Origin of the sequence: Paenibacillus marchantiae (genome assembly GCF_028771845.1) — a bacterium.
GTDB classification, from domain to species: domain Bacteria; phylum Bacillota; class Bacilli; order Paenibacillales; family Paenibacillaceae; genus Paenibacillus; species Paenibacillus marchantiae.
This window is the reverse complement of record NZ_CP118270.1, coordinates 5,776,707-5,797,387: the sequence shown is the minus strand read 5'-3', so window position 1 is coordinate 5,797,387 and position 20,681 is coordinate 5,776,707. Positions and strand designations below refer to the sequence as shown.

General features: G+C 47.7%; 24 protein-coding genes. 23 read left to right on the top strand and 1 reads right to left on the bottom strand.

All coding sequences use genetic code 11. The features are described 5' to 3' along the window. Nucleotides 1-26 precede the first annotated feature (26 nt). The 4 genes from aroQ (at nucleotide 27) to PTQ21_RS26115 (ending at nucleotide 3,883) form a co-directional block, all read left to right on the top strand. On the top strand, nucleotides 27-470 hold the full coding sequence (gene aroQ, locus PTQ21_RS26130) for a type II 3-dehydroquinate dehydratase (protein ID WP_063565689.1): 444 nt from the start codon (nucleotides 27-29) through the stop codon (nucleotides 468-470). Between the two features lie 39 nt (nucleotides 471-509). After that, a complete protein-coding gene (locus PTQ21_RS26125) occupies nucleotides 510-1,583 on the top strand; it encodes a M24 family metallopeptidase (RefSeq protein ID WP_063565690.1) in 1,074 nt (357 codons plus the stop codon). Between the two features lie 297 nt (nucleotides 1,584-1,880). Beyond that, nucleotides 1,881-2,438 (top strand): elongation factor P, encoded by a 558-nt coding sequence (efp, locus tag PTQ21_RS26120; RefSeq protein ID WP_053784402.1) that lies wholly within the window; start codon nucleotides 1,881-1,883, stop codon nucleotides 2,436-2,438. 191 nt (nucleotides 2,439-2,629) lie between these two features. Continuing rightward, nucleotides 2,630-3,883 carry an aspartate kinase gene (locus PTQ21_RS26115; RefSeq protein WP_063565691.1) on the top strand — a complete coding sequence of 418 codons (1,254 nt, stop codon included), beginning with the start codon at nucleotides 2,630-2,632 and terminating at the stop codon, nucleotides 3,881-3,883. Between the two features lie 78 nt (nucleotides 3,884-3,961). On the opposite strand, the gene PTQ21_RS26110 is transcribed toward PTQ21_RS26115, so the two are convergent. Next, nucleotides 3,962-4,711, bottom strand: a complete 750-nt coding sequence (locus PTQ21_RS26110) for a 2-phosphosulfolactate phosphatase (RefSeq protein ID WP_079694118.1) — start codon at nucleotides 4,709-4,711, stop codon at nucleotides 3,962-3,964. Nucleotides 4,712-4,987: 276 nt separating this feature from the next. Between PTQ21_RS26110 and spoIIIAA the strand changes: the two genes are divergently transcribed. From spoIIIAA to dxs, 19 genes are all read left to right on the top strand, one after another. Beyond that, nucleotides 4,988-5,992: a stage III sporulation protein AA gene (gene spoIIIAA, locus PTQ21_RS26105; RefSeq protein WP_063565693.1), complete on the top strand. Its 1,005-nt coding sequence runs from the start codon at nucleotides 4,988-4,990 to the stop codon at nucleotides 5,990-5,992. Further along, entirely contained in the window at nucleotides 5,985-6,503 is a 519-nt protein-coding gene (gene spoIIIAB, locus PTQ21_RS26100; RefSeq protein WP_063565694.1) for a stage III sporulation protein SpoIIIAB, read from the top strand. Before spoIIIAA ends, spoIIIAB begins: the two co-directional genes overlap by 8 nt. 29 nt (nucleotides 6,504-6,532) lie before the next feature. Continuing rightward, the gene (gene spoIIIAC, locus PTQ21_RS26095; RefSeq protein WP_017687585.1) at nucleotides 6,533-6,736 is read left to right on the top strand and encodes a stage III sporulation protein AC; all 204 of its coding nucleotides are present in this window, start codon (nucleotides 6,533-6,535) and stop codon (nucleotides 6,734-6,736) included. 32 nt (nucleotides 6,737-6,768) lie between these two features. After that, on the top strand, nucleotides 6,769-7,158 hold the full coding sequence (spoIIIAD, locus tag PTQ21_RS26090; RefSeq protein ID WP_017687586.1) for a stage III sporulation protein AD: 390 nt from the start codon (nucleotides 6,769-6,771) through the stop codon (nucleotides 7,156-7,158). 21 nt (nucleotides 7,159-7,179) lie between these two features. Beyond that, complete coding sequence (spoIIIAE, locus tag PTQ21_RS26085; RefSeq protein WP_063565695.1) at nucleotides 7,180-8,370, top strand: stage III sporulation protein AE; 1,191 nt, start codon at nucleotides 7,180-7,182, stop codon at nucleotides 8,368-8,370. Nucleotides 8,371-8,400: 30 nt separating this feature from the next. Further along, nucleotides 8,401-9,279 carry a stage III sporulation protein AF gene (gene spoIIIAF / locus PTQ21_RS26080; protein ID WP_274567669.1) on the top strand — a complete coding sequence of 293 codons (879 nt, stop codon included), beginning with the start codon at nucleotides 8,401-8,403 and terminating at the stop codon, nucleotides 9,277-9,279. Between the two features lie 15 nt (nucleotides 9,280-9,294). Then, a complete protein-coding gene (spoIIIAG, locus tag PTQ21_RS26075) occupies nucleotides 9,295-9,933 on the top strand; it encodes a stage III sporulation protein AG (RefSeq protein ID WP_063565697.1) in 639 nt (212 codons plus the stop codon). 66 nt (nucleotides 9,934-9,999) lie between these two features. Next, on the top strand, nucleotides 10,000-10,839 hold the full coding sequence (locus tag PTQ21_RS26070) for a SpoIIIAH-like family protein (RefSeq protein ID WP_274567668.1): 840 nt from the start codon (nucleotides 10,000-10,002) through the stop codon (nucleotides 10,837-10,839). Between the two features lie 139 nt (nucleotides 10,840-10,978). Further along, on the top strand, nucleotides 10,979-11,443 hold the full coding sequence (gene accB, locus PTQ21_RS26065) for an acetyl-CoA carboxylase biotin carboxyl carrier protein (protein ID WP_063565765.1): 465 nt from the start codon (nucleotides 10,979-10,981) through the stop codon (nucleotides 11,441-11,443). 55 nt (nucleotides 11,444-11,498) lie between these two features. Continuing rightward, entirely contained in the window at nucleotides 11,499-12,842 is a 1,344-nt protein-coding gene (gene accC / locus PTQ21_RS26060; RefSeq protein ID WP_063565699.1) for an acetyl-CoA carboxylase biotin carboxylase subunit, read from the top strand. A 227-nt stretch (nucleotides 12,843-13,069) separates the two neighbouring features. After that, nucleotides 13,070-13,480 carry an Asp23/Gls24 family envelope stress response protein gene (locus tag PTQ21_RS26055; protein WP_024630996.1) on the top strand — a complete coding sequence of 137 codons (411 nt, stop codon included), beginning with the start codon at nucleotides 13,070-13,072 and terminating at the stop codon, nucleotides 13,478-13,480. A gap of 148 nt (nucleotides 13,481-13,628) precedes the next feature. Continuing rightward, entirely contained in the window at nucleotides 13,629-14,168 is a 540-nt protein-coding gene (amaP, locus tag PTQ21_RS26050) for an alkaline shock response membrane anchor protein AmaP (protein ID WP_064636741.1), read from the top strand. Nucleotides 14,169-14,182: 14 nt separating this feature from the next. Then, on the top strand, nucleotides 14,183-14,416 hold the full coding sequence (locus PTQ21_RS26045) for a DUF2273 domain-containing protein (RefSeq protein WP_053784412.1): 234 nt from the start codon (nucleotides 14,183-14,185) through the stop codon (nucleotides 14,414-14,416). 195 nt (nucleotides 14,417-14,611) lie between these two features. Further along, complete coding sequence (nusB, locus tag PTQ21_RS26040; RefSeq protein ID WP_063565701.1) at nucleotides 14,612-15,064, top strand: transcription antitermination factor NusB; 453 nt, start codon at nucleotides 14,612-14,614, stop codon at nucleotides 15,062-15,064. Between the two features lie 48 nt (nucleotides 15,065-15,112). Beyond that, nucleotides 15,113-15,970 (top strand): bifunctional methylenetetrahydrofolate dehydrogenase/methenyltetrahydrofolate cyclohydrolase FolD, encoded by an 858-nt coding sequence (folD, locus tag PTQ21_RS26035; RefSeq protein ID WP_063565702.1) that lies wholly within the window; start codon nucleotides 15,113-15,115, stop codon nucleotides 15,968-15,970. 60 nt (nucleotides 15,971-16,030) lie between these two features. Continuing rightward, the gene (xseA, locus tag PTQ21_RS26030) at nucleotides 16,031-17,344 is read left to right on the top strand and encodes an exodeoxyribonuclease VII large subunit (RefSeq protein ID WP_063565766.1); all 1,314 of its coding nucleotides are present in this window, start codon (nucleotides 16,031-16,033) and stop codon (nucleotides 17,342-17,344) included. Continuing rightward, nucleotides 17,334-17,591 carry an exodeoxyribonuclease VII small subunit gene (xseB, locus tag PTQ21_RS26025; protein ID WP_063565703.1) on the top strand — a complete coding sequence of 86 codons (258 nt, stop codon included), beginning with the start codon at nucleotides 17,334-17,336 and terminating at the stop codon, nucleotides 17,589-17,591. Before xseA ends, xseB begins: the two co-directional genes overlap by 11 nt. Then, a complete protein-coding gene (locus tag PTQ21_RS26020) occupies nucleotides 17,584-18,489 on the top strand; it encodes a polyprenyl synthetase family protein (RefSeq protein ID WP_063565704.1) in 906 nt (301 codons plus the stop codon). The genes xseB and PTQ21_RS26020 overlap by 8 nt, the downstream gene beginning before the upstream one ends. 281 nt (nucleotides 18,490-18,770) lie before the next feature. Further along, on the top strand, nucleotides 18,771-20,678 hold the full coding sequence (dxs, locus tag PTQ21_RS26015) for a 1-deoxy-D-xylulose-5-phosphate synthase (RefSeq protein ID WP_072735303.1): 1,908 nt from the start codon (nucleotides 18,771-18,773) through the stop codon (nucleotides 20,676-20,678). Nucleotides 20,679-20,681 lie beyond the last annotated feature (3 nt).

Below are 20,681 nucleotides of genomic sequence, written 5' to 3'. Positions count from 1 at the left end.
TTATTTGCAGAAAGGGTGGAGCAGCTATGAAACGGATTGTTGTAATCAATGGCCCGAACCTGAACATGCTCGGAGTACGTGAACCCGGCATCTATGGAACGCTTAGTCTGAAGGATATTGAGGATAAAATTCGCAGACAGGCGGAGGAGCTGGGCGTCTCCATCGCTTTTTATCAATCCAATCACGAAGGGGACATCATTGATCGAATTCATGCAGCGATGGGCGATGCAGACGGAATCATGCTGAATGCCGGAGCGCTGACCCATTACAGCTATGCTGTGCGTGATGCCATCAATGCCGTAAAAGTTCCTACAGTAGAAGTACATCTATCCAATATTCATGCACGCGAAGCGTTCAGACATCATTCAGTAATTGCTGCCGAAACAATCGGACAGATTGCCGGATTTGGCGAAGTAAGCTACGAACTGGGGCTGCTGGCTCTTGTGCGTCATCTGAACAAACAAACCTGAGCCGGGGACCCGGGAATGTGAGAGAAAGAAGGGTTACCGATGGAAAACAAACGAGTAAATAAGTTGCGTGAGGCCATGCATGAACATGAACTCACGGCTATGCTGATTACAAATCCGATTAACCGTCGTTACATGACGGGCTTTACAGGTTCAGCAGGATATGTGCTGATTACGGAACAGGAAGCTTATTTGCTTACCGATTTCCGTTACATGACACAGGCGCCGCAACAAGCCAAAGGATTCACCGTTGTGGAACATGGACCCAAACCGTTGGAATCCGTACGTGAGTTGCTTGCATCGGCGAATATCAAACAGGTTGGCTTTGAGCAGGATCATGTCACTTATGGCACACATACTGCTTATGCTGAAGCACTTCAGTCTATTGAATTGAAAGCTGTATCCGGTATAGTGGAGCAACTTCGCATGTTCAAGGACGAAGATGAGATCGCTGTAATGCAAAGAGCTGCGGATCTGGCAGATGCAACATTCAGTCACGTTTTGCAATTTGCAAAACCGGGTATGACTGAACGTGAAGTGGATTTGGAGATGGAGTTTTTCATGCGCAAACATGGAGCAACTTCCTCTTCGTTCGATACCATTGTGGCATCGGGTGAACGTTCTGCTATGCCTCACGGTGTAGCAAGTGGCAAAGTCATCGGACAAAATGAGTTAATTACATTTGACTTTGGTGCGCTTTTGGATGGATACTGTTCAGATCTGACACGTACCATCGCAACGGGCACACCTGTACCTGAACTGCGTAAAATTTACGATATCGTACTGGAAGCCCAGTTACATACGCTGGCGAACCTGAAACCGGGCATGACCGGACGGGAAGCAGATGCATTGGCACGTGATATCATTGCAGGGCACGGATACGGAGAGCAATTCGGACACAGCACGGGTCACGGTCTGGGTATGGAAGTCCATGAGGCTCCTCGTTTGTCCAAGCTTAGCGACGATGTATTGAAACCGGGCATGGTGGTAACCGTTGAACCGGGTATCTACATTGACGGCCTTGGCGGCGTGCGTATCGAGGATGACGTGGTGATTACCGAGACAGGTATTCACATTTTGACGAATTCGGACAAGAAGTTCACCGTAATTGGCTAAATTACAGCCAACGGTGATATAAGACGATTTTTAATTTATGCTTTTGAATGAAGTAAACATGGAATTATACAATAACGAAGAGGGCAGAAAAAACCTGAAGAAGCGAAGCGCTCGCCTTTATCCCCGGATTTCTCCCTATTAGGATAGGGATTAAAAGAAATCTGGGGATAACAGCGATCGGAAGGTTGTTCTGCCATCGTAGTGGTCTGTGTAATATGACAGTTTGACTTGTTCAAACTTAAATTAACCCATCGTCTTATATCACCTACTTTTCAACCATATCAGGAGGGATTTTTTGTGATTTCAGTAAACGATTTTAAAACAGGCTTGACCGTACAAGTGGACAACGACATTTTCACTGTAATTGATTTCCAACATGTTAAACCAGGTAAAGGCGCTGCCTTCGTACGTTCCAAACTGAAAAACCTGCGCAACGGTAACACCGTTGAGAAAACATTCCGTGCAGGTGAAACCATTGGCCGTGCCATCATCGAAAACCGTGGCGTTTCCTACCTGTATGCAAGTGGTACAGAGCACACGTTCATGGACAACGAAACATATGATCAGTTCACGCTGACAAGTGATCAGTTGGAATGGGAATTGAACTTCCTCAAAGAAAACATGAACGTAAAAATCGTTAGCTACCAAGGTGAAATCCTCGGAATTGACTTGCCTACAAGCGTTGAGTTGAAAGTTATCGAGACAGAGCCAAGCGTAAAAGGTAACACAGCACAAGGTGCTACTAAAAACGCAAAAGTTGAAACAGGCTTGAATGTACAAGTGCCACTGTTCATCAACGAAGGCGATGTTCTGCTGATCGATACTCGTGAAGGTAAATACTCTTCCCGTGCGTAACGTTCACATGGTGTAAGCTAAATAATGCGTTAATTCAACCCTTTGCCATTTCTATGGCAAAGGGTTTTTTCGAAAAAAGATTAGCCTATCAGACGCTTTCGTAATATACTGGGTTAAAGTCATTTTTCGGAGAGAATAATGACGGTGGACATCAATTATGCATACTGCACAAGGTAGGGAGTGGATTTGCGTTGTCATTGTACGTCATGAAATTTGGGGGCAGCTCGGTCGGAGACACAGAGCGCATGAAGCGTGTAGCCGGACGTGTTGTAGAAAAAGCGGATGAAGGACATCAGTGTGTAGTCGTGGTTTCGGCCATGGGGGATACCACGGATGATCTGATTGATCAGGCGAAACAGCTGAACAGTGAACTGCCTGCACGTGAGATGGATATGCTTTTGACTACGGGAGAACAGATCTCGATTTCATTGTTATCCATGGCGATTCAGGCGCTGGGACGCAAAGCCATCTCATTTACAGGCTGGCAAGCGGGATTCCGGACAGAGGCGGTACACGGCAAAGCGCGGATTAACGATATTCATCCGGAACGGGTGAATCAGGCGTTGGCAGAAGGCAACATTGTAATCGTTGCTGGCTTCCAGGGAATGACGGAAGAAGGCGAGATTACGACGCTTGGCCGCGGCGGGTCTGATACAACGGCAGTAGCCTTGGCAGCAGCCATCAAGGCTGACGCTTGCGAGATTTACACGGATGTAGACGGGATCTATTCCACCGATCCGCGTATCGTGAAGGTTGCACGCAAGCTTAAGGAAATTTCGTACGACGAGATGCTGGAACTGGCCAATCTGGGAGCAGCGGTATTGCATCCGCGTGCAGTTGAATACGCAAAGCATTCCGGTGTGCCTTTGATTGTAAGATCCAGCTTTAACCATAATGAAGGAACGGTTGTGAAGGAGGAAGCAACAATGGAACAAGGCGTGGTAGTTAGTGGAATTGCCTATGACAAAAATGTGGCTCGCATCAGTATTCTGGGTGTACCAGACGTACCGGGGGTTCTCGCTGAAGTATTTGGTGCCCTTGCATCAGAACAGCTGGATGTTGACATTATCGTTCAGAGCGGTGTGATGGACGGTAAAGCAGACTTCTCGTTCTCTGTTGCGCTGACTGATCGGGAGAACGCACTGCGTGTCATTGAAGCACTTCATAGCCGCCTGCCTTACCGTGAAGTTACTTCCGAAGAAAACCTTGTTAAAGTCTCGATCGTTGGTGCAGGCATGGTTAGCCATCCGGGTGTTGCTGCGAAGATGTTCAAAGTCATCTCGGGCGAAGGCGTCAGCATTAAGATGGTCAGCACTTCCGAAATCAAGGTATCTTGTGTAATTGATGGAGAGAAGCTTCATGACGTAATCAAGGCGCTGCATACAGCATATGATTTGGATACGGCTGAGCAGGCCGTAATTGGCGGACCGCAAGTTCGCAGATAAAAAGCGGAAATTGTTAAGACACACCAAAGGTGTACTGTGTATTCCCATTCGGGATCGCAGTACACCTTTTTAGATTGTTCACAGCAATTTAAACAGCGGTTCCTTACGCGTTCCTCTGAATGGTTGCATCCGGTTCCCTTCACCCATCTCCGGAACGCAGTCCAGCAAGTTCAATTGGGTACAATACGTTACGTCATGCATCCTCCCTAACCTCTCCAGTCTTCGGCCACCAGCGGATACTCTAACCAGATCGGGTAATTTGTCCTCGGCATGAGTGGCAGCCTGATGGAGCGCCAGGCCCAGATCGTTCAGCATAATTGGGAAAGGGGATTGTCGGTATAGCTCCTCGATAATGCTGCCTGCACATAAACCATCTTCCAGCGCGAACTCATCCTGATCCCCGGCGCATAACAATAAGATATCCCGGCGCAGCTCGCACAGAACAGCCGCCACAGCTTTCACATTAAGGAATGAGCCTGCAAACACATGTCTAGCCTTGGATGCCTTAATCAGGGCGCGTGTTCCATCTGTTGTTGTCAGAATAATGGTTTTACCCGCAATATTCGGAGTCATATATTCATAGGGGGAATTGCCCACCTCGAATCCTGTGATTTTTTTATCAAAACGCTCCCCGCCACGAATGGCATCCTTCATGTTCAATTGTTTCGCTTGAGGAACAGTTTCTACAGCAATGACGTCTGCTGCATCGTATGCCAGTGCCGTAACAATCGTACTGGTTGTTCGCAATACATCGATTACAACCACACATCGTCCTGCAATATCCATTCTTCGAACTTCATTCACATTGCCTACCACATCGACTCGCACTCCCTACAACTCCTTTCTATATTTGAGGATAGTTGTTTCTGTCCTTTTTTATCCCGAAATGAATATCACCTGTCTGCAAGCACTATATGCACTTGGATCTAGACGGGTGCCTAGAACTGGAACAGTTGGCTGATCTATGATTTTTAACTCTCATCCCTATTTTGAAGAAAATGATAGATTTCAGCGTCATAAAATCAATGTACACACATAAACTTGAGATATGAACAAGCACCAGGAACGCAACAAAACCGAATTCAAGGTTGGAGGGGCCTATTCATGATGGTGAACTGGAAGGATATCTTTCCGGAACCGATTCGAACCATTCTGGGAAGAATGCCGCCCGCTTTATTAGATAAAGTGGAGGAAGTACGTATCCGTGAAGGAAGACCGCTGGAAATCAATGCAGGAGACACCTATCACTTCCTCACACCCCAGGGCAGTCCGACTTCGAAGCCTGATGAAGCCTATATTCCCTTAAAAGAGGTAACACACAGGCTGCTGGATCTGATCAGCAATCATTCGCTTTATACATTGGAAGAGGAACTGCGTAAAGGGTTCATCACCATTCCTGGCGGGCATCGAATCGGACTGGCTGGCCGGACGGTGTTAAGTGGAGGCCGCGTAGAATACTTGCGCGACATTAATGGATTTAATGTCAGGGTAGCCAGAGAGATTCACGGAGTCGCTGATCGCATTCTGCCTTATCTGCTGGACATGAAAAGTGGACAGGTCATGCACACCTTAATTCTTTCACCTCCGCAGCAAGGCAAGACCACATTACTGAGGGATCTGGCAAGACAGATTAGTAGTGGAACCAAACTTACGGGTGTCAATGAACTTGTTCAGGGCATACGTCCACGTCTAAAGGTTGGCATCGTTGATGAGCGGTCCGAAATCGCTGGAAGTTACAAGGGCGTACCTGGATTTGATGTGGGACCTCGCACCGATGTCATGGACGGTTGTCCAAAGGCTGAGGGAATGATGATGATGCTTCGCTCCATGTCTCCCGATGTCCTGATCGTGGACGAGATAGGCCGACCGGAAGATGCGGAGGCGGTGATGGAAGCACTTCACGCAGGCGTATCTGTCATCGCTACTGCGCATGGTCGTGATCTGGCTGAGCTTTCTTCCAGACCTGCGCTGAGAACCCTGATCGTCGAGCAGATGTTCCAACGCTATGTACAGCTGCAACGGACGAGCCGGGGCATGACCTTTCGATTGGCCGATGGCAAAATGCGTGGTCTCCAGCAGACAGAAGTGGGAGGTGAGGCCTTTGGTTAACATGCTCGGTGCAGTCATCATTCTGCTGGCCAGTACCCTCGCCGGATTCTACAAGGCAAGGCAGTATGCCTTGAGGCCAAGACAACTGCGAGAGTTAATCGCGGCTCTCCAGCGGTTGATGACAGAGATTAACTACGGGCTGACCCCGTTACCTGATGCCATGGGAAAAATGGGAGCCCAGACAAAAGAGCCTGTTCGGACGCTGTTTCTCCACGCAGCCAGGCAAATGGAACCACCTCATGGACATACTGCTCGTGAGAGTCTTCAGTCTGGTATAGAAGAGGCGTGGGGAAGATCAGCCATGAAGGCGGACGAGCGGGAAGTCATGCTGCAATTGAGCTTCAGCCTTGGCACAAGCGATCGTCAGGATCAGACCAAGCACATCTCGTTAGCCATTCAGCAACTTATGCATGAGGAATCCCGTGCCCAAGCCGATCAAATGAAATATGAACGAATGTGCCGCAGTCTCGGGATGCTTGTCGGAGCGTTAATCGTCATTCTGATCTTCTGAAATAGCCGGGATAGTGAGGTGCCAAGGTCATGAATTTAGAAGTGAACGCAATCTTTCAAATTGCGGGCATCGGAATCATCATTGCAATGATTCATACGGTGCTGAAACAAATGGGAAAGGAAGATATGGCTCACTGGGTGACCGTGATCGGATTTGTCGTTGTATTGTTCATGGTGGTCCGAATGCTGGACAGCCTGCTGCAAGAGATCAAATCGATATTTCTTTTTCAATGAAAACGGTCATGAAGCCGGGATGGTGGTGACCTGTGGAAATTATCCAAGTTGTAGGTCTGGCGCTCATCGCAACGGTTCTCATTCTAGTTATCAAAGAACAGAAGCCCATGTTCGCTTTTCTGATTGCTGCTGCCACAGGCATCGTGATCTTCATGCTACTGATTGGCAAGATTGGCGCGGTGATCGAAGTGTTGAAACGGCTTGCCGAGAATTCAGGCATGGAGAGCATTTATCTGAAAACTGTACTGAAAATTATAGGCATAGCGTACATTGCTGAATTCGGAGCACAGATTGTCAGGGATGCAGGCCAGGAGAGCATTGCTTCCAAGATTGAACTTGCTGGCAAGGTGCTGATCCTTGTACTCGCGATACCGATCATCAGCATTATTATCGAAACCGTCATGAAGCTGATGCCGGTGTAGAGGGAGGCGTGCGGACTTCATATGAAAATGATGCATCACAAGCCGCAGTGGCGCCTTACCTTCGTGCTGACGCTGTGTTTTCTGTTTGGAATCATGGGACAGGTATTCGCCGGTTCTCCCTCGGGAGAGTGGATGCAGCAGCAGGCTGACCAGCTTCCCAAGGATCAGGTGGAAAAATATTGGGACCAACTCATGCAACAATACGGTGGTTTTTTCCCGGAAGGAAAAACGCCTTCCTTTATGGATATGTTAATGCCTGGCAATGAAGGGTTCAGCCTGAAATCGGTGTTTATAGCGATTGGGACCTTCATGCTGCATGAGATTTTATATAACGGCAAACTTCTGGTCACGATTGTGATGCTGAGTGTGCTGAGTATGATTTTGGAGACGTTACAGACCGCTTTTGAGAAAAACAATATTAGCAAAATCGCGTACTCCATCTGTTACATGGTCATTATTATCATCGCCATAAACAGCTTCAGTGTTGCGATTGGATACGCCAAGGATGCCATAGCGAGCATGATCAACTTTATGATGGCCATGGTGCCCCTGTTGTTTACACTGCTGGCTTCAATGGGAAATGTCATTACCGTTTCTGTGACCCATCCGCTTATCATTTTCATGATTCATCTGGTTGGTACATTGATTCATATGCTGGTGTTCCCATTACTCTTTTTCTCAGCCGTATTACATCTCGTCAGTTCCTTGTCCGACAAGTACAAGCTTACACAGCTGGCAGACCTGTTACGGAACATTAGTGTGGCTCTACTCGGAATACTGCTCACGATGTTCCTGGGCGTAATTTCGGTGCAGGGGGCATCGGGCTCCGTGGCAGATGGTGTCAGTCTGAAAGCAGCGAAGTACATCGCAGGCAACTTTGTCCCCATTGTCGGCAGAACGTTTGCGGATGCAACGGACACAGTTATCACAGCGTCACTGCTGGTGAAAAATGCAATCGGACTAACGGGTGTCATCATCATCTTGTTTTTATGCGCGTTTCCTGCACTTAAAATTCTGACGCTAGCCCTGATCTACAACATAACTGGCGCGATCATGCAACCGCTAGGGGATACGCCGATTGTAGGATGTCTGCAGGCGATAGGTAAAAGCATGATTTACGTATTTGCGGCACTAGCAGCCGTCGGACTGATGTTTTTTCTGGCAATCACAATCTTGCTAACCGCAGGCAATCTGACCGTCATGATGAGATGAGGGGATGCTCGAGAGAAAGGGGCTGGAAGGATGGGGTGGCTGAGCAGCTGGCTCCGGGAATTGATCATGATCGTTCTGCTGGCGACTTTCGTGGATATGCTGTTGCCCAATCGATCCATGGAACGCTATGTCAAGCTTGTGCTGAGCCTTCTTATCCTGCTGACCCTGTTATCGCCCATAACGAAGCTCTTGAAAAGTGATCCGGTTGGCGAGCTTAAGCGAGCGATGACCGCCATGGATTCGCCATCGGATGGAAATGTAACACTTGAACAGATTTTGGCTCAGGGCAAGCGGCTGCAATCCAATGAACAGGAACAATCCCTGCAATGGACAGCCAAAGAACTGGCTAACGTAATGAAAGGGCAAATTGAAGAAACAACCGGGGAGAGAGTGCAGTCTGTCGAGGTAAAGCTCGCCATGGATACAAGCCAGCCGGAGACGGATTTGGCCTCTTCGGTGGAACTTCCAGTGATCCAGTATGTTTTGGTGGAGATGTCGGGTGAGACAGCAGCCGGGAAAGTCAACTCCAATACATCTCAACAGGAAGCGGGGGCAGCTACAAAACCGATATTCGGCTCTGACCCGGAATCCGAAGCCACTGAATCACCTCCAGTAAAGGAGCCAATCGAGATTGGTCAGATTGAGGTCCCGGAAGTACAGATCGAAGTGGAAAGTGGCAGCAATCGTGAAAGTAGCGTGGGCAATGGTAACTCTGACGAGCCGCAAAATGGACAGGAAGCTGACTCCACACCTGTGTCGGGTGAGTTGGGAGAGACAAACTCTCAGCAAGGACAGACGTCCTCCCGATCTGAACGAGCGGTACAAATTATTACGCTGTTGACAGAGAAGTGGGATATTGATGCAAACAAAGTACAGGTGAAAGAAAAGAAAAGTGCTTCGGCGCTGTAAGAAGGAGGGTATCCGATGAGGCAATGGCTCAAAAAGATGGAAAGCTGGTTCGGCGGAGGAGAAGGTGGGCAACGGCGTAGTCAAACCTTTCGCTGGCTGATTATTCTTGGTTTGATCGGAGTCGGAATTATGCTGTTCAACTCTTTCGTCAATGTCAAAAAGATTGATTCCGAAAATATCGGTCGCGAGCCTCCTGATCCGGCTACATCCATGGCATCCATACAGACGGATCCGACGGATCAGAATCCATTTCAGGCGATAGAGATCGCATTTGAGGACAAGATCAAGGGTGTGCTGGAAAATATCGTTGGAGTGGGAACTGTTGATGTGATGGTTACGGTGGATTCTACAGAGGAGCTTGTTGTACAGCGTAATGTGAAGGATTCGCAGCAGCTCACGGAAGAAACGGATGCAAGCGGGGGCAAGCGACATATGACGCAATATACCCGGGATGGTGAGATTATTACGTATGAAATATCAGGGGATCAGACACCGATTGTCACGAAAAAGCTCAAACCGCAGATCCGGGGCGTGCTTGTCGTTGCCAGAGGTGCAGAGAACAAGGTTGTGAAGGACCTGATTACAGATGCTGTGGAAAAAGGACTGAATGTTGCGGCCTACCGAATTTCGGTTGTTCCGCGCAAGCAGGATTAGTCCGGAACCATGAATCAAAAGATTTGATTGTCATAAGAATGAAGCCAATTCGAGGAGGAAGTTCTAATGAATAACAAACGTCAAACGGTATGGCTCGTATCCATGCTGAGTCTGATGGTCATTTTGTCCGCCTACTACCTGTTCACTGAAGATTCCGGTCCGGTTAATACGCCTGTAGCTGACAGCACGCAGGTGGATGGTATGAAGCAGGGAGAAGCGAAGGAAACGGCTGGAATCCTTGATCCAACAGAAGGTTTGGTTGTGAATGAAGTGGTGAATGGCGGCGAAGTTACAGGAACTGAAGGAGAGCAAGCGGCAACTGAATCTGTTGATAATCCTGCGGTTGTAGACGGTAAAGAAGCTGGAGACACCGAGAAATCACCAGCTGCGGAATCGGGAGAGAAACAAGGTGAAGCGGGTAAAGGCAGCGAGAAAGGGACAGACAAAGGCGCAGCAACCACTCCTGAGACAAATACCGGAACAGATGGCAGTGCGACGAAAACAGATGAGGACGTCCTCAAGGAGATGGAGGAGCAGAATACGGCGGCGTCCGCGAGCAGCCAGTTCCAGAACTACCAGTGGCAGCGTGAGGAAAGTAACAATCGCAAGTATGAAGAACTCATGACCGTTGCAGGCGATCTGAGCAAAACTCCAGAAGAAAATGCCAAAGCAACAGAGCAGCTTCGTACGCTGGAAGAAAAAGAAGCCAAAATCAATGGTATTGAAGAAACCCTGTCGCAGCAGTTTGCCAATGCCATCGTTCAAGAGGAATCCGACAAGTATAAAGTCGTTGTTCTCAGTGACAAATTGGATGTAAAACAGGCGGTTTCCATTGTGGATCTGGTTATGAAAGAACTGGCTGTATCCCAAAATAAAATCAGCGTGCAATACGTGACAGAACAGTAATCTAAAATATGGAAAAGTAGCCCCGAGAGCTGGATTAGATCTCGGGCTCTTTCCATTTTTAATGATTATGATATAATACATAAAGCCATATGACCGTCCTAGTGAGACTGGCATGATGCCGAAGGAGTGAATAATGGAAATGTTTAAATTGAGTGAGATCAAAGAGCTGATCAAACTGGTAGATGAAAGTTCCGTTCAAGAGTTGGAAATTGAAAACGAAGGATCACGGTTGTCGATTCGCAAACCGGGTAAAACCGAATATGTTCAGGCAGCTGCTATTCAACCGCAAATGATTGCTGCACCACAGGTGCAACCGGCTGCAGTTGTAGCTGAGGCTGCTCCGCAAGTCGATACTACAAGTCATTTACATAAAATTGTATCTCCGATGGTGGGTACTTTTTACAGAGCTTCCTCGCCGGAAGCAGGTCCTTTTGTAAGCGCTGGTGATAAAGTTGTTGAGAAAACAACGGTATGTATCATTGAGGCGATGAAGCTGATGAACGAGCTTGATGCTGACATCAAGGGAGAAATCGTTGAAGTGCTGGTTGAGAACGGACAGCTGGTTGAGTATGGACAACCCCTGTTCCTGGTGAAACCGGAATAACGGTTATAGCCGCATAACGGCAACTGCATGAGCTTCGAAGGAGGACAATAACGAAATGAAATTTCAAAAAATACTGATTGCGAACCGTGGCGAAATTGCGGTACGTATTATTCGTGCCTGTCGTGAAATCGGCATTTCGACGGTAGCAGTCTATTCGGAAGCGGATAAAGACTCCCTGCATGTTCGTCTTGCAGATGAAGCGTATTGTATCGGGCCTACACTTTCGAAAGACAGTTATCTAAACTTCACAAATCTGATGAGTGTAGCTACACTGACGGAATGTGATGCGATCCACCCAGGCTATGGATTCCTGGCAGAGAATGCTGATTTTGCAGAAATCTGTGGTTCCTGCAATATTACGTTCATCGGCCCTTCTCCGGAAGCCATTACCAAAATGGGTGATAAGGCTGTTGCCAAACAAACGATGAAGGATGCAGGTGTACCTGTAATTCCGGGATCCGACGGTTTGGTTGAAAATATGAATGAAGCCATTATGATTGCTAGAGATATTGGATATCCTGTCATTATCAAAGCTACTGCTGGTGGTGGAGGTAAAGGGATTCGTATTGCTGAAGATGAAGAGACGTTGATCAAACAAATTACAGCTGCCCAGCAGGAAGCACAGAAAGCTTTCGGCAATGCCGGAGTATATCTGGAGAAATTCCTGACAGGCATGAAGCACGTGGAGATTCAGATCATTGCAGACAAACATGGAAATGCAGTGCATCTGGGCGAGCGTGATTGTTCCGTTCAGCGTCGACGTCAAAAGCTCGTGGAAGAAGCACCTTGTCCTATCATCTCTGAAGAAGTGCGTACATTGATGGGAGATGCCGCAGTACGGGCAGCGCTTGCCGTGAATTACTCGGGAGCAGGTACACTTGAGTTCTTGCTCAGCCCTAACGGTGAATTCTATTTCATGGAAATGAATACACGTATTCAGGTAGAACACCCTGTAACGGAAATGGTTACAGGAGTGGATCTGATCCGCGAAATGATCTCGGTAGCTGAAGGCAATCCGCTTTCTTTCCGTCAGGAAGATGTTGTGATCAATGGCTGGTCCATTGAGTGCCGTATCAACGCAGAAGATCCAGACCGTAACTTTATGCCGTCACCAGGCAAAATTGGTTTCTATCTTGCACCAGGAGGACCGGGTGTACGTGTAGATAGTGCAGCTTATCCGGGCTACACGATCTCTCCTTATTACGACTCCATGATCGCTAAATTGATCGTATGGGGAGCAAACCGGGAAGAGGCCATCGCGAAGATGAAGCGTGCATTGGCTGAGTTTGCGATTGAAGGCATCTCCACAACGATTCCTTTTCATCAGAAATTGCTGGAGCATCCAACGTTCGTTCGGGGTGACTTTGATATCAAATTTCTTGAGGAAAATGAGATTTAAAAGGTATATTGGGCTTGTTTGTCATAATGTAGCCCAAATGATATAGTATGTAATAATAAGAGCGCATGTCTCCTGCAGAGGATAAGCCGCCGCACATACGCGGATGAAGGGTTGCAGGAGTTCCGGTAAAGCCGGACCGGAAGGGTTCTGAAGGCCAGATTGGCCTGAGTACCAGCGCCCTGACGGATGGCCGCAAACTTATTTCGCGAAAGGTGTGTTGAACAGTTATGAGTACACTGCCGACAGAATTTGAACGAACGGATATCGGTGAAATCCAGATCGCACCTGAAGTTATTGAAGTGATTGCTGGACTGGCTACAGTTGAAGTCAAAGGTGTTGCAGGCATGAGCGGCGGATTCGCTGGTGGATTTGCTGAATTGCTTGGTCGCAAAAACCTTTCCAAAGGCGTTAAGGTTGAAGTAGGTCAGCGTGAAGCTGCTGTGGATGTTTCCGTTATTATTGAATATGGTTACCGTCTGCCACAGGTGGCTACTGAAATTCAACAGAACGTGAAGCGCTCCATCGAGAACATGACAGGATTGAATGTGAATGAAGTTAATGTGCACATTCATGACGTTCAGTTCAAGAGCACCGAGAAAGTTGAAGAAATTGACCTGAACAGTCAGCGCGTAAAATAAAAGAAGACAGATTCCCCCGGCATCACTGCCGGGGGTTATCCCGTCTTGGACAGGTCTTCATAAAAAGCGGAAGCTTGCACCGGAGGATCATCCTTTTGCCAAAGGGCAGGTTAAGCCATGTTAGTGAGCAAGGGAGGCTGTGCAGTTCGTGGCTAAAATACTGGATCGGCTTCTGTTGTTTATATACAGCATAAGCGTTGGAGCAATATCGGCAGCAGTCATACTTCTTATCAGTGGTGTGCTGCCTTACGAATTGAATTACCAGCAGGAACAAAACGTCATTATTGCGGCGGTTGTTGCCGCAGCGATTTTGTTTATCCTGAGTTTGCGATTTTTCTACATCTCGGTTCGGCGTGATCGTGCTTCATTGCCGTCTGTAGATCAACGTACCGAGTATGGTGATGTGCAGATTTCGATGGAAACGATTGAAAATCTCTGTCTCAAAGCGACTTCCCGTTTCCGGGGAGTACGTGATGTCAAAGCTCGTATTCGTGTGGTTGAATCTGGACTGGAAATTATGATTCGCGCTGTAGTGGATGGCGAGACGCCAATCCCGACGCTGACAGCCGATCTGCAGAAGGCAATACATGATCATGTACATGAGATTACGGGTATCCCGGTTTCTTTTGTCACCGTGTATATTGCCAACGTTACCCAGTCGCCTAACTACAAGAGTCGAGTGGAATGAGGTGAGTTTCACTGATGCTGTGGAGAGAGATTTGGGATAGTCACAGAGGCCGAATTACCGGAATTGTCGGTGGCATCTTTTTTGGATTTCTTTATGTATGGATCGGTTTTTGGGATATGTTGTTCTTTGCACTCTTGGTGTTCATCGGTTATACGTTAGGCAGACGAAGCGACTCGAAGCTGGGCTCGTTCATTCCCTGGAGGGAATGGGGGCAATGGCTCGGCGATCGCTGGCGTCCCTTTAAGTGAGCCACCTGAACCCTGCAATATGTTTCTTCCGAAAATAGAGCTGTAGTTTAGGTTGCCCGTTTTTTGGAGGAAACGATTGCAGGTTTTTTTGTGAAAAGGGATAACAATATAATAAGATCTCTGATTCCATCAAAGATTTTATATTTTAAAATAAGCATGATGACGCTCCACAGGGAGCGCTGCAGGAGGCAGGACATGAAAAGACGTTTGGCAAGGGAAATTGCAGTACAAAGTCTGTATCAGATGGAAATGAATGAAGTGGGCGCAGCTGAAGCCGTGAATATGTTGATTAATGAAGCCGCAGAAGACAATGAAACCGAAGTGGTTATTCATGATGCAGATGTAATGCGTACCTACGTGACCGAAATGGTACAGGGCGCTTGGAACAATAAAGAAGCGATTGACGGATTACTGGTCGATTATTTGAAAGGCTGGCAGATTAGCCGTCTTTCACGTGTAGACCGCCAGATCCTACGGCTTTCAACGTATGAAATGGTGTTCCGTGATGATATTCCGGCAAAAGTATCCGTCAATGAAGCGATTGAATTGTCCAAGTATTTTGGTACAGATGAATCCGGTAAGTTCGTTAACGGCGTACTTGGGCGTATGATTCAGGAAGTCAGCACCATTAAAGCAAAACTGTCTTAATTTTGTGAGTCACTTAATTATATGTTCACATAAGGGAGAGAGAGTACAATGACAGCATCTATTATTAACGGTAAAGAAGTATCCCAAGAGATCCGCGCAAGCATGACGACAGAAGTAAAACAGCTTAGCGAACAGGGGGTAGTACCTGGTCTGGCTGTTGTGCTCGTCGGGGAAGATCCGGCATCCCAAGTATATGTGCGTAATAAAGAAAAAGCATGTCACGACCTCGGTTTCTATTCCGAAGTTCATCGTCTGGATGCAAGCACCTCCCAAGAGGATCTGCTCGCGCTGGTGGACAAGCTGAACAAACAGGAATCCATTAACGGAATTTTGGTTCAGCTCCCATTACCGAAGCATATCGAAGAGAAAGCGGTAATCGATGCGATCGCCGTGGACAAAGACGTGGATGGATTCCATCCGGTTAATGTGGGGAACCTCGTCATTGGTGACGATAGTCTGTTGCCATGCACCCCTGCGGGTGTGATCGAGCTGATCAAGCGTACCGGTCTTGAAATGTCAGGCAAACATGCCGTAGTCATCGGACGCAGCAACATTGTCGGCAAACCGGTATCCTTGCTGCTTCAACGTGAGAACGCAACGGTAACGATGTGTCATTCCCGTACAGCGAACATGAAAGAGATTACGCGTCAGGCAGATATTCTTGTGGTTGCTATCGGACGTGCAAACTTTGTGGATGCCGATTTCGTCAAACCGGGTGCCGTTGTAATCGATGTGGGGATGAACCGTCTGGATAACGGAAAACTGGCAGGAGATGTAGATTTCGAGAGCGTGAAGATGGTATCTGGCCCAATTACTCCGGTTCCTGGAGGCGTTGGCCCAATGACAATCACTATGTTAATGCAAAATACACTGATCGCGGCCAAACGCGCTCACGGATTGGCCTAGGTCGAATCTGTGGCAGATCAAAAGATCTATTCCATCAAAGACCTGAACCGATACATCCGGATGAAGCTAGAATCGGATCAGGTACTGTCGGATGTATGGCTGCGCGGAGAGATCTCCAATTTTACACATCACTCCAGCGGTCATATGTATTTTACATTGAAGGACAAGGACAGCCGAATTAAGTCCATTATGTTTGCTTCCCATAATCAACGATTGCCCTTTGTACCGAAGGAGGGTGCAAGGGTTATTGCTCGTGGTAATGTCTCGGTGTATGAGCGGGATGGACAATATCAATTCTACGCTACACACATGCAACCGGACGGTATTGGAAGTCTGTACTTGGCCTATGAGCAGTTGAAAAAAAAGCTGGAGGACGAGGGACTGTTCTCTACATCACGGAAAAGGCAGATTCCCCGTTTTCCACAGACGATTGGTGTGGTAACCTCACCTACAGGTGCAGCGGTAAGGGATATCATGATTACATTGCAACGCAGATATCCTTCTGCCCAAGTGATTCTGTATCCTGTACTCGTTCAAGGTAAAGGTGCAGCTCCTTCCATTGTGAAGGCCATCAATAACCTGAACCGAATGGGTGAAGCCGATGTGCTGATTGTCGGACGAGGCGGCGGATCACTGGAAGAGCTGTGGGCTTTCAATGAGGAGATCGTGGCAAGAGCGATTGTGGGTTCGGCCATTCCAGTGATATCAGCCGTTGGGCATGAAACGGATTTTACGATTGCCGATTTTGCTGCTGATCTACGTGCGGCAACACCTACGGCTGCTGCCGAACTGGCAGTACCCAATCGAGCTGAGCTGCTTGATCAGATCGCTCAGCGCCAGCGTCAGCTGCAGCACAGTTTACGTCAGCGTGCTGTTCATAATCGCGAGCGACTGGCCAGATTGCAACGCTCACCTGTGCTTGTGCATCCCAGACGTACCTTAATGCAGCATACGGAGCGACTGGATATGCTGCAACAACGTCTTCTGCGAACTGTAGATACACGTATGAAATGGACAACCGAGAAACAGGAACGTTTGCGTGCAGCGCTGCAGCGGTTCAATCCTCGTGAACAGGTGAATGCAGCAAGACGGGAGAATGCATCAGCCCGGCGTCAACTGGAGGTTGCAATCCGATCCATTGCGAGAGCGAAGCAGCAGCAGTGGAAATCATCTGTACGTCATTTGGATGCGCTTAGCCCGCTCAAAGTTATGTCACGCGGATACAGCCTTGTCTATGACGAACAGGAGCAACGATTGATCAAATCGATGAAGGATGTACAGCCTGGAGATTCGATAAAGATTAAATTAACAGACGGACAGTTGGACTGTCAGGTTTGGGGAATGAAGGAGGACGACAATACCCATGGCGAATGAACCGGAATTGAATTTTGAAGAGGCAATGGCGGCATTGGAAGACATCGTAGGTCAGCTTGAGCATGGTGATGTTCCACTGGAACAGGCCATCGATTTGTTTCAGCGCGGAATGAAACTTTCCCAACTTTGTGGTTTGAAGTTAGAACAAGTGGAACGTAAGATCGAGATGATCGTAGAAGAGGATGGGGAACTTCGCAAGAAACCGTTCGGCGCTGCCGTCGACGAAAGTGGTGAAGTCAATGAGTAATCGTCCTTCGTTTGAAACGTATCTTGAGGAAGTCACAGCTGAGGTGACGGGAGAGTTGCAGCAGACTCTTCCTGTTCACTGGGATGTGCCTCAGTCACTGGCTGACGCGATGCAGTATTCACTTATGGCCGGGGGCAAACGCCTTCGTCCACTTCTGGTCGTTGCTGCGGCGGAAGCCTTCGGTGCACAGCGTACAGCTGCATTGCCGGTAGCCTGCGCCGTGGAGATGGTTCATACGTATTCGTTGATCCACGATGACCTGCCTGCCATGGATAATGACGACTATCGCAGGGGAAAATTAACGAATCACAAAGTATTTGGTGAAGCGACAGCTATATTGGCTGGCGATGCACTTTTAACGCACGCTTTTTATAGTATTGTTCAGGCAGGTCGTCGCAGTGGTGTGTCAGCAGACGCATTGTTATCCATTGTGGAGGAATTGTCGGAATTGGCTGGCGCAAGAGGCATGGTTGGCGGACAAGTGGCTGATATGGAAGGCGAACAGGGCATGACAGATCTTGCCCAATTGCAATATATTCATCTGCACAAGACTGGAGATTTAATTGTGTTTTCTCTCATTGCGGGCGCACGTATTGGTGGTGCGACAGACGGACAGTTGGAGGCGCTGCGCGTATTTGGCAGAGATCTGGGGTTAGCTTTCCAAATTCAGGACGATATTCTCGACCTGACGGGTGACGAGCAGAAAATGGGCAAGAAGACACAAAGTGATGTGAATCAGCAAAAGGTTACATACCCTTATTTTATTGGTATGGATGCCTCTCTTCAAGAGGTGAAGTCCCTTACGCAATCTGCGAAAGATGCACTTGGCAGAGCGGAGTTACCTGACCCTTCGAGACTGATGGAGATTGCAGATTATCTGATGAGTCGAGATCATTAGTTTTGGTTGAGCGTCTCTGTTTCAAATCACCCAGAATCGTGTAATCAATTTAATGTGCTTTTTCTGGGCTTCATGAAGAGAGTCTGTTCCAAGTGGGTTTGGGAATACATATTGAGGAAGATCATACGAACCTTGCTGGCGAAAATGCTCGTTATCAGGAGTATAGTGCCGTAAATTATGATTCTTGTTCTTTTATGTTATAATGTTTTAATGTCATTTAATAAACTGTGTATATATGGATTACACCAAATCAAACAATCTAGGAAAGCGGGGAGATTCTCGTGCTGCTTCCACAAATTAAACAACCCAGTGATCTAAAGTCGATGTCTCAGGATGATCTCGTTCTTTTGTCGGCAGAGATCCGGCAGTTTCTGATTGAGAAGCTGTCCGTTACAGGGGGCCATCTCGCACCCAACTTAGGAGTGGTTGAGCTCACGGTAGCCCTGCATTACTGCTATAACAGTCCAGTGGACAAAATGATTTTCGATGTAGGGCATCAGGCTTATGTGCACAAAGTTCTAACGGGACGGATGGATCGCTTCGATACACTTCGTCAGCATAATGGCTTGTGTGGATTTGTTAAACGTAACGAGAGTGAACATGATGTATGGGAAGCGGGCCACAGCAGCACATCGTTATCTGCTGCGATGGGCATGGCGCTTGCCCGTGATCTTAAAGGTGAAGACAATCAGGTTATCGCGATGATCGGGGATGGAGCGCTTACAGGTGGTATGGCCTTTGAAGCTCTCAATCACATCGGTCATGAACAGAAAAAGCTAATGGTTATCCTCAATGATAATGAAATGTCCATTGCTCCGAATGTCGGGGCTATGCATAAATATTTGAGCAAAATTCGTTCGGATCGCCATTATCTGAAAGCCAAGGATGATGTGGAGGGAATGCTCAAAAAAATTCCTGCCATAGGGGATCGTTTGGCCAAATCGGCGAGCTGGATTAAAGATAGTGTCAAATACATGATGGTTCCAGGAGTTCTGTTCGAAGAGCTGGGCTTCACCTATTTGGGACCCATTGATGGACACGACATTCCGAAATTGATTGAAACGTTCAAACAGGCGGATAACGTCGATGGTCCTGTAATGGTTCATGTACTGACAACCAAAGGTAAAGGCTATCAGCCAGCTGAGGCCGATTCACACAAATGGCACGGAATTTCTCCGTACAAAATTGAATCAGGTCAAGTGCTTAAGGCTGTAGGCAAACCGATGTATACGGAAGTGTTCGGTAAAACGTTGATTGATCTTGCCAAGCAGGATAAACGAATTGTTGCGGTAACACCAGCCATGCCAACAGGTTCAGGTCTCATTCCTTTCAGTAAAGAATTCCCTGATCGCATGATTGACGTGGGTATTGCCGAACAGCATGCAGCAACCATGTGTGCAGCACTGGCAATGGAAGGGTTGAAGCCGGTATTTGCCGTCTATTCGACGTTTATGCAACGTGCTTATGATCAGATTGTACATGATATTTGTCGTCATAATGCCAATGTCATGTTCGCCATTGACCGTGCCGGATTTGTCGGTCCAGATGGTGAAACGCATCAAGGTGTGTACGATGTGGCGTTTATGCGTCATATTCCGAATATCGTTCTGATGATGCCTAAGGATGAGAATGAACTGCGCCATATGATGAAGACGGCGCTTGAATATAATGAAGGCCCGATTGCTTATCGTTATCCACGAAACAATGTTGTAGGCGTGCCCCTTGATGATGAACTCATTCCGATTCCAATCGGTACATGGGAACAGCTTCGTCCATCTGAAGGTTATGCTATCATCGCTTCGGGGTCAATGGTACAGCTTGCTGAAGAAGCTGCAGAGACGGTTAAAAGAGAAGGTATTACGGTTGGCGTAATAAACGCCCGCTTCCTTAAGCCGCTTGATGAGCAGATGCTGCGTGATCTAGCAGTTCGAGGCACGAAGTTAATTGTGCTTGAAGAAGCATCACAAGCAGGCAGTATGGGCAGTGCAGTTCTGGAGTTTTACGCAGAACAAGGACTGCATGATGTTCATGTACAGCTGATGGGCATTCCGGATCGATTCATTGAACATGGCAGTATTGAGGATCAAAGAGCTGAAGTGGGACTCACGGTCGAGAATGTGAGTTCGGAGCTGCGCAGTTTGGCAGCCCAATCTTCATATGGTATGTCCAGAACTCGGTTTCCTTCATAACTG

What these genes read in the sequence shown, in the direction of transcription:
- aroQ (WP_063565689.1), top strand. Translation starts at nt 27, where the DNA reads ATGAAACGGATTGTTGTAATCAATGGCCCGAACCTGAACATGCTCGGA.
- PTQ21_RS26125 (WP_063565690.1), top strand. Translation starts at nt 510, where the DNA reads ATGGAAAACAAACGAGTAAATAAGTTGCGTGAGGCCATGCATGAACAT.
- spoIIIAA (WP_063565693.1), top strand. Translation starts at nt 4,988, where the DNA reads ATGATGGTGAACTGGAAGGATATCTTTCCGGAACCGATTCGAACCATT.
- spoIIIAC (WP_017687585.1), top strand. Translation starts at nt 6,533, where the DNA reads ATGAATTTAGAAGTGAACGCAATCTTTCAAATTGCGGGCATCGGAATC.
- spoIIIAE (WP_063565695.1), top strand. Translation starts at nt 7,180, where the DNA reads ATGAAAATGATGCATCACAAGCCGCAGTGGCGCCTTACCTTCGTGCTG.
- spoIIIAF (WP_274567669.1), top strand. Translation starts at nt 8,401, where the DNA reads ATGGGGTGGCTGAGCAGCTGGCTCCGGGAATTGATCATGATCGTTCTG.
- spoIIIAG (WP_063565697.1), top strand. Translation starts at nt 9,295, where the DNA reads ATGAGGCAATGGCTCAAAAAGATGGAAAGCTGGTTCGGCGGAGGAGAA.
- PTQ21_RS26070 (WP_274567668.1), top strand. Translation starts at nt 10,000, where the DNA reads ATGAATAACAAACGTCAAACGGTATGGCTCGTATCCATGCTGAGTCTG.
- accB (WP_063565765.1), top strand. Translation starts at nt 10,979, where the DNA reads ATGTTTAAATTGAGTGAGATCAAAGAGCTGATCAAACTGGTAGATGAA.
- accC (WP_063565699.1), top strand. Translation starts at nt 11,499, where the DNA reads ATGAAATTTCAAAAAATACTGATTGCGAACCGTGGCGAAATTGCGGTA.
- PTQ21_RS26055 (WP_024630996.1), top strand. Translation starts at nt 13,070, where the DNA reads ATGAGTACACTGCCGACAGAATTTGAACGAACGGATATCGGTGAAATC.
- PTQ21_RS26045 (WP_053784412.1), top strand. Translation starts at nt 14,183, where the DNA reads ATGCTGTGGAGAGAGATTTGGGATAGTCACAGAGGCCGAATTACCGGA.
- nusB (WP_063565701.1), top strand. Translation starts at nt 14,612, where the DNA reads ATGAAAAGACGTTTGGCAAGGGAAATTGCAGTACAAAGTCTGTATCAG.
- folD (WP_063565702.1), top strand. Translation starts at nt 15,113, where the DNA reads ATGACAGCATCTATTATTAACGGTAAAGAAGTATCCCAAGAGATCCGC.
- xseA (WP_063565766.1), top strand. Translation starts at nt 16,031, where the DNA reads ATGAAGCTAGAATCGGATCAGGTACTGTCGGATGTATGGCTGCGCGGA.
- xseB (WP_063565703.1), top strand. Translation starts at nt 17,334, where the DNA reads ATGGCGAATGAACCGGAATTGAATTTTGAAGAGGCAATGGCGGCATTG.
- PTQ21_RS26020 (WP_063565704.1), top strand. Translation starts at nt 17,584, where the DNA reads ATGAGTAATCGTCCTTCGTTTGAAACGTATCTTGAGGAAGTCACAGCT.